The sequence below is a fragment of the Photorhabdus aegyptia genome, from assembly GCF_000612035.1.
In the GTDB taxonomy this organism is placed as follows: Bacteria; Pseudomonadota; Gammaproteobacteria; order Enterobacterales; family Enterobacteriaceae; genus Photorhabdus; species Photorhabdus akhurstii.
Window position 1 is genome coordinate 20,652 of the sequence record NZ_JFGV01000071.1, and the last position, 6,723, is coordinate 27,374.

The window sequence follows — 6,723 nt, forward strand, 5'->3', positions numbered from 1 at the left end:
ATGCAGCCTGTACTGGAACTAAAAGGAATTAGTAAATCTTTTCCTGGTGTCAAAGCATTATCTGGTGCGGCACTACGTGTTTACTCTGGTAAAGTGATGGCACTGGTAGGGGAGAATGGTGCAGGTAAATCCACTATGATGAAAGTGTTGACTGGGATATATACCAGAGATACAGGCACGGTTTATTACCTGGGAAAAGAAGTGATTTTTTCTGGTCCTAGATCCTCTCAGGAAGCGGGGATCGGGATTATCCATCAGGAATTAAATCTTATTCCCCAACTGACTATTGCTGAAAATATTTTCCTGGGACGCGAATTTGTTAATAAATTCGGTGCGATTGATTGGAGAAAAATGTATCAGGAAGCAGATCACCTGTTAAAAAAATTGAATCTGAGTTACAGCAGTCACCGTTTAGTCGCTGAACTTTCTATCGGTGATCAACAAATGGTTGAAATTGCTAAAGTACTGAGTTTTAAATCCAAAGTTATCATTATGGATGAGCCAACTGATGCGCTGACCGATACGGAAACTGAATCATTATTTAGAGTAATACATGAACTAAAGCCCCAGGGATGCGGTATTGTTTATATCTCCCATCGTTTGAAAGAAATTTTTGACATTTGCGATGATGTGACGGTATTCCGTGATGGACAATTTATTGGTGAAAAGCCGGTAAAAGAGTTAAAAGAAGAGGCTCTGATTGAAATGATGGTTGGGCGAAAACTGGAAGATCAATATCCTCGCCTGAATTTACCTCGGGGTAAAAAACGACTTGAAGTTAATCAGATTTCTGGTCCCGGTGTGACAAGTGCTAGTTTTTCCCTTTATAGCGGGGAAATTTTGGGTATATCAGGGCTGATGGGGGCTGGCCGCACTGAATTGATGAAAATTATTTATGGTGCGTTGCCGAAAACTCAAGGACAAATCACGTTGGATGGAACACCCATTGTAATTCGTAACCCTCAGGATGGGTTAGCTTGTGGGATTGTTTATATTTCAGAAGATCGTAAACGTGATGGTTTAGTTTTGGGAATGTCAATTAAAGAGAATATGTCTCTTACTGCCTTACGTTATTTCAGTAACCGGTTAGGGGGTCTTAATCATAGAGAAGAACAGAGTGCAGTTAGTGACTTTATTAAATTGTTTAGTATTAAGACACCTTCAATGGGACAAACTATTGATTTGCTTTCTGGTGGTAATCAGCAAAAAGTAGCCATTGCCCGTGGATTAATGACCAGACCAAAAGTTCTTATTCTGGATGAACCTACACGTGGTGTAGATGTTGGCGCAAAAAAAGAAATTTATCAGTTAATTAATCAGTTCAAGAAAGAAGGGCTAAGTATTATTCTTATTTCTTCTGAAATGCCAGAAGTGATGGGAATGAGTGACCGTATTTTGGTTATGTGTGAAGGCCAGATCAGCGGAGAATTTTTTGCTGAACAGGTAACTCAAGAAGTTTTGATGGCGGCGGCTGTAGGCAAACAATATGGAGCAATTCAGGGGTAATTCAGTATGAATTCTAATATATCACCGACATTTAAACGTTGGTTTACTAAAGAGTGGTTACTGAAACAAAAGTCACTGATTGCATTGTTAGTGTTGATCGTAGTAGTTTCTTCTCTTAGCCAAAATTTTTTCACTTTAAATAATCTGTTTAATATTCTGCAACAAACATCAGTCAATGCCATTATGGCCGTTGGGATGACATTAGTTATTCTGACATCGGGTATTGACCTGTCTGTTGGTTCATTGCTTGCGTTAACCGGTGCAGTTGCTGCTTCATTGGTTGGTACGGAAATTAATGCTCTGGTGGCTATCGTGAGTGCTTTGGCTTTAGGTGCTGCAATTGGTGCTTGTACAGGAATAATAATTGCTAAAGGTAAAGTACAAGCTTTTATTGCCACTCTAGTCATGATGTTATTACTTCGTGGAATAACCCGTGTCTATACTGATGGTAGTCCAATAAATACAGGATTCAGTGATAACGCGGATCTGTTTGGCTGGTTTGGTATTGGTCGGCCACTGGGAATTCCTACTCCAGTATGGCTGATGTTGATAGTTTTTATTATCGTATGGTATATCCTGCATCACACCCGCTTAGGTCGTTATATTTATGCCTTGGGGGGGAATGAATCGGCTACCCGTTTATCTGGTATCAATATCGATAAAATTAAAATTATCGTTTACTCCTTATGCGGTTTACTGACGGCATTGGCAAGTATTATTGAAGTCGCTCGTCTTTCTTCTGCTCAACCTATGGCGGGAGGCGGTTATGAATTAGATGCTATTGCTGCCGTAGTACTGGGAGGAACCCGCCTGGCTGGTGGTAAGGGATTAATTATTGGTACTCTGATTGGTGCGCTAATTCTCGGTTTTTTAAACAATGGCTTAAACTTATTAGGTATTTCTTCTAACTATCAGATGATTGTTAAAGCAATTGTAATATTGTTGGCAGTTCTGGTTGATAACAAAAGTGGTAAATAACCTCACCCTACAGGAAATAACACGATGAAAGTGAAGAAATTAGTAACAATTTTATCTGCTGTTGCGCTAAGTATGACTGTAAGTGTAAATGCATTGGCGAAAGACACTATCGCGTTAGTCATTTCTACACTGAATAATCCATTCTTTGTCACAATGAAGGATAGCGCTCAAAAGGAGGCGGATAAGTTGGGCTATGACCTAATTGTGTTGGATTCTCAGGATAATCCAGCGAAAGAATTAGCTAATGTTCAGGATTTGACGGTACGTGGTACTAAACTCATGCTAATTAACCCGACTGACTCCGATGCTGTTGGTAATGCCATTATGATGGCTAACAATGCCAAAATTCCGGTCATTACTCTAGATCGGATAGCGAATAAGGGTACTGTTGTCAGTCATATTGCCTCTGATAACCGCTTGGGGGGTAAAATAGCGGGTGATTTTATCGCCGAAAAACTGGGGAATGAAGCTAAAATTATTCAGTTAGAAGGTATTGCCGGCACTTCTGCCGCCCGTGAACGTGGTGAGGGGTTTAATAAGGTAGCACAGGAACATAAATTCAATGTGCTGGCTAGTCAGCCTGCTGATTTCGATCGTACCAAAGGACTGAATGTTATGCAGAACTTACTGACGGCTCATCCGGCTGTACAAGCTGTATTTGCTCAGAATGATGAGATGGCGTTAGGTGCCTTACGTGCTTTACAGACCGCAGGTAAAAGCGATGTATTAGTTGTTGGTTTTGATGGTACTGGAGATGGTATCAAAGCTGTTCAAAGTGGAAAACTGGGAGCGACGATCGCTCAGCGGCCTGATCAAATTGGTATCGTTGGTGTTCAGACTGCAAATAAAGTGCTGAAAGGCGAAAAAGTTGAAGCCGTCATCCCCGTGGAATTGGAGTTAGTTATTAAAAAATAAATCGGTATTTATGCCGTTACTCATTGATGGTGGTGACGGCATAATTGAAAAGGAATAAATGTAATGAGTACAGCAAAACTTGCGGTGCTTGGCAGCATTAATGCTGACCATATTTTGAATCTTAAGTCATTCCCTCGTCCGGGGGAAACGGTGATCGGGGAGCAATATCAGGTTGCTTTTGGTGGTAAAGGTGCTAATCAGGCGGTAGCAGCAGGCCGCAGTGGTGCTGACATTACATTTATAGCTTGTGTTGGTGAGGACGATATTGGTTTTCGTATCTATCAGCAATTAGCAAAGGATAATATTAAAACTTCTGGCATTGAAGTGATTAAAGGAGAAACAACGGGTGTAGCGTTGATTTTCGTTAATCAGCAAGGTGAAAACGTTATTGGTATCAATGCTGGTGCTAATGCAGCGTTGACACCGGAATATTTCTATCGCTACCAAAATATTATTGAAGAAGCTGATGCATTATTAATGCAACTTGAGTCTCCATTGGAAACAGTACAACTTGCTGCAACAATAGCTAAACAAAATAATACAAAAATAATACTCAATCCGGCGCCGGCCCGAAAATTATCTGATCAATTGCTCTCGCTGGTGGATATCATTACACCAAATGAAACTGAAGCGGAATATCTCACTGGAATTAAAGTAGAAAATGATTCAGATGCGGAAAATGCGGCTCAAATACTGCATGATAAAGGTATTGAAACGGTAATTATCACATTAGGTAGCCGTGGTGTATGGTTGAGTGAAAGAGGTCAAAAAGGAAAAATTGTTCCGGGATTTAAAGTTAACGTTGTAGATACTGTTGCGGCAGGAGATACTTTCAACGGTGCGCTGGTGACAGCTTTGTTGGAAAGAAAATCCATGTTATCTGCCATACGATTTGCTCATTCTGCTGCTGCAATAGCGGTAACACGTCAGGGTGCTCAGCCTTCCGTCCCGTGGCGAAATGAAATTGATGCATTTTTAACTGAACAGGACTAACTGTGGCTACAATGAAAGATGTTGCTCGTTTTGCTGGCGTTTCTACATCAACTGTATCTCATGTTATTAATAATAATCGTTATGTCAGTGATGGTGTGAAAAAGAAAGTTAATGATGCAATTGAGCAATTGAATTATGCGCCATCAGCGCTTGCACGAAGTCTTAAGATCAAGCAAACCAAAACCATTGGTATGCTGGTGACAACCAGTAATAATCCTTTTTATGCTGAAATTGTAAGAGGGGTTGAACGAAGCTGTTATGAGCGTGGTTATAGCCTTATCTTGTGTAATACAGAGGGGGATGCCAAACGAATGGATTACAGCATGGAAACTTTGCTGCAAAAGCGAGTAGATGGGGTGCTGATTATGTGTACTGAAAATCAACACAGCTCCTGTGATGTTTTGAGTCGTTATCCTCCTTTACCGATGGTTATGATGGATTGGTCTCCATTTGATATTGTCAGCGATATTATTCAGGACAACTCCTTGTTGGGGGGTGAGATAGCGACTAATCACCTTATTAGCTGTGGTTTTAAAAAAATAGCTTGTATTGCAGGTCCACAAGATAAAACACCTGCTAATCATCGATTGAAGGGATATAGAAAGGCAATGGCAAATGCTGGCCTTATTATTCCTGACGGATATGAAATTTATAGTGATTTTGAATTTGCTGGTGGTTTTGAATCAATGCAGAAATTACTACAACATCCAGAACCGCCAGAGGCTGTTTTTGCCGGAAATGATGCAATGGCTGTTGGCGCTTATCAGGCTCTGTACCAAGCAGGGCTTTCTGTGCCGGATGATATTTCCATCATAGGTTATGATGATATCGACCTTGCCCCTTATATGATCCCACCATTGACAACCATTCATCAACCAAAAGATGAGTTAGGAAAGTTAGCTGTTGATACTTTGCTTTATCGGATGGATAACCCAGAAAGTGATCCTAAATTATTAGTATTAACTCCGACATTGATTGAGCGTAGTTCAGTTTCTCGTTCTTAAGAGTTCTTTTTCTTGATCATGTTATCTCCATCTTCCTTATGTAATAGCAGGAAGGTGGAAGAAGAGAGTAAAGTGATTATTCCTACGGTAATAAAAGTGTTGTGGAAGCTATCAATGGTTGTTCCATAATGTATGGATTCATAGAAACGGAGAATAGCTGCACTTACCGCAACACCGAAGCTAATAGATAACTGCTGAGTTACCGCTAATAAACTGTTTCCTGAACTGGCATTATTATCGGTCAGATCAGCAAGAGTAATGGTATTCATCGAAGTAAATTGAATGGATACAGCCATGCCTAGAAAGAATAGTGGAATAGACAAAAGAACAGCGTACATTTCTGGTGATTGTAGTGAAAATTGAGCAATCATTAATCCAATAATGATTGTTATGCTAACCAGCGTCTTACGATATCCAAAGCGAGTTAATACATTAGTAACGAAAGATTTGGCTATAACAGAACCAATAGCTGTTGGTGCCATCATCATTCCGGCAATAACCGCTGAGTAGCCAAATCCAACTTGTAGCATCAAAGGCATAAGAAAAGGAATACATCCAGTTCCCAGGCGTGTAACAAGATTACCTATAATACCGACAGAGAATGTACGAATACGGAATAATTTCAGACTGATAAGGGGTTGGGTTTGTCTTCTGGCATGCATTAGATAACCAAATAATATCATAAAACCACCAACCATAATTGTCAGAGGTATATAGCCTGGTAACGTACTTTCCCCTAGTAAATCTAAACTGACAGAAACCATTATTAAACTCAGCCCAAAAAGTACAAAACCGAAAAAGTCGAATGAACGTTTTGGCATTGTAAAATTAGGCATATGCTTTTTAGCATAAATAATCCCCAATAAACCGATTGGGATATTGATAATAAATATCCAGTGCCAGGTAGCATAAGTGACTAATAACCCACCGAGCATAGGACCAAGAATTGGCCCTACTAACCCTGGCATGGTGACAAAATTCATAACGGGTAGAAGTTCGCTGCGTGGGTATGCACGTAATAAAGCAAGGCGAGCAACCGGCATCATCATTGCGCCACCAATTCCTTGAATTACACGTGAAGCAACTAGAAAAGCTAAATTACCTGACAGAGCACAGGCAAGAGAGCCTAAAGAAAATAAGGATACAGCAAATATAAATACCCGGCGGGTACCGAAACGATCTGCTAACCAGCCGCTGACTGGAATTAGCAAAGCAACAGTCAGAGTATAGCTGACAACAGCAGATTGCATCGCCAGAGGTGAATGTTTGAGGCTTTCAGCAATAGCGGGCAATGCTGTGTTGAGAATTGTTGCATCTAAAGCTTGCA

Annotated in this window: 6 protein-coding genes; 5 read left to right on the plus strand and 1 reads right to left on the minus strand. The window is 40.4% G+C overall.

The window, feature by feature from the left end; all coding sequences use genetic code 11:
- From rbsA to rbsR, 5 genes are all read left to right on the plus strand, one after another.
- The gene (gene rbsA / locus BA1DRAFT_RS18235) at positions 1-1,506 is read left to right on the plus strand and encodes a ribose ABC transporter ATP-binding protein RbsA (RefSeq protein WP_036782047.1); all 1,506 of its coding nucleotides are present in this window, start codon (positions 1-3) and stop codon (positions 1,504-1,506) included.
- Between the two features lie 6 nt (positions 1,507-1,512).
- The gene (rbsC, locus tag BA1DRAFT_RS18240) at positions 1,513-2,484 is read left to right on the plus strand and encodes a ribose ABC transporter permease (protein WP_036782049.1); all 972 of its coding nucleotides are present in this window, start codon (positions 1,513-1,515) and stop codon (positions 2,482-2,484) included.
- A 24-nt stretch (positions 2,485-2,508) separates the two neighbouring features.
- Positions 2,509-3,399 (plus strand): ribose ABC transporter substrate-binding protein RbsB, encoded by an 891-nt coding sequence (gene rbsB / locus BA1DRAFT_RS18245; RefSeq protein ID WP_036782051.1) that lies wholly within the window; start codon positions 2,509-2,511, stop codon positions 3,397-3,399.
- 63 nt (positions 3,400-3,462) lie between these two features.
- Positions 3,463-4,392 carry a ribokinase gene (gene rbsK / locus BA1DRAFT_RS18250; protein WP_036782053.1) on the plus strand — a complete coding sequence of 310 codons (930 nt, stop codon included), beginning with the start codon at positions 3,463-3,465 and terminating at the stop codon, positions 4,390-4,392.
- A gap of 2 nt (positions 4,393-4,394) precedes the next feature.
- Positions 4,395-5,396, plus strand: coding sequence for a ribose operon transcriptional repressor RbsR (gene rbsR / locus BA1DRAFT_RS18255; RefSeq protein ID WP_036782055.1), 1,002 nt, complete (start codon positions 4,395-4,397; stop codon positions 5,394-5,396).
- On the opposite strand, the gene mdtD is transcribed toward rbsR, so the two are convergent.
- Positions 5,393-6,723 (minus strand): multidrug transporter subunit MdtD (gene mdtD / locus BA1DRAFT_RS18260; RefSeq protein ID WP_036782057.1); only part of this gene is annotated, 1,331 nt, incomplete at its 5' end. The two genes, rbsR and mdtD, sit on opposite strands and share 4 nt — an antisense overlap.

Bases quoted from the DNA above. Each gene is read 5' to 3' on its own strand.
- rbsA (WP_036782047.1), top strand. From the start codon at position 1: ATGCAGCCTGTACTGGAACTAAAAGGAATTAGTAAATCTTTTCCTGGT.
- rbsC (WP_036782049.1), top strand. From the start codon at position 1,513: ATGAATTCTAATATATCACCGACATTTAAACGTTGGTTTACTAAAGAG.
- rbsB (WP_036782051.1), top strand. From the start codon at position 2,509: ATGAAAGTGAAGAAATTAGTAACAATTTTATCTGCTGTTGCGCTAAGT.
- rbsK (WP_036782053.1), top strand. From the start codon at position 3,463: ATGAGTACAGCAAAACTTGCGGTGCTTGGCAGCATTAATGCTGACCAT.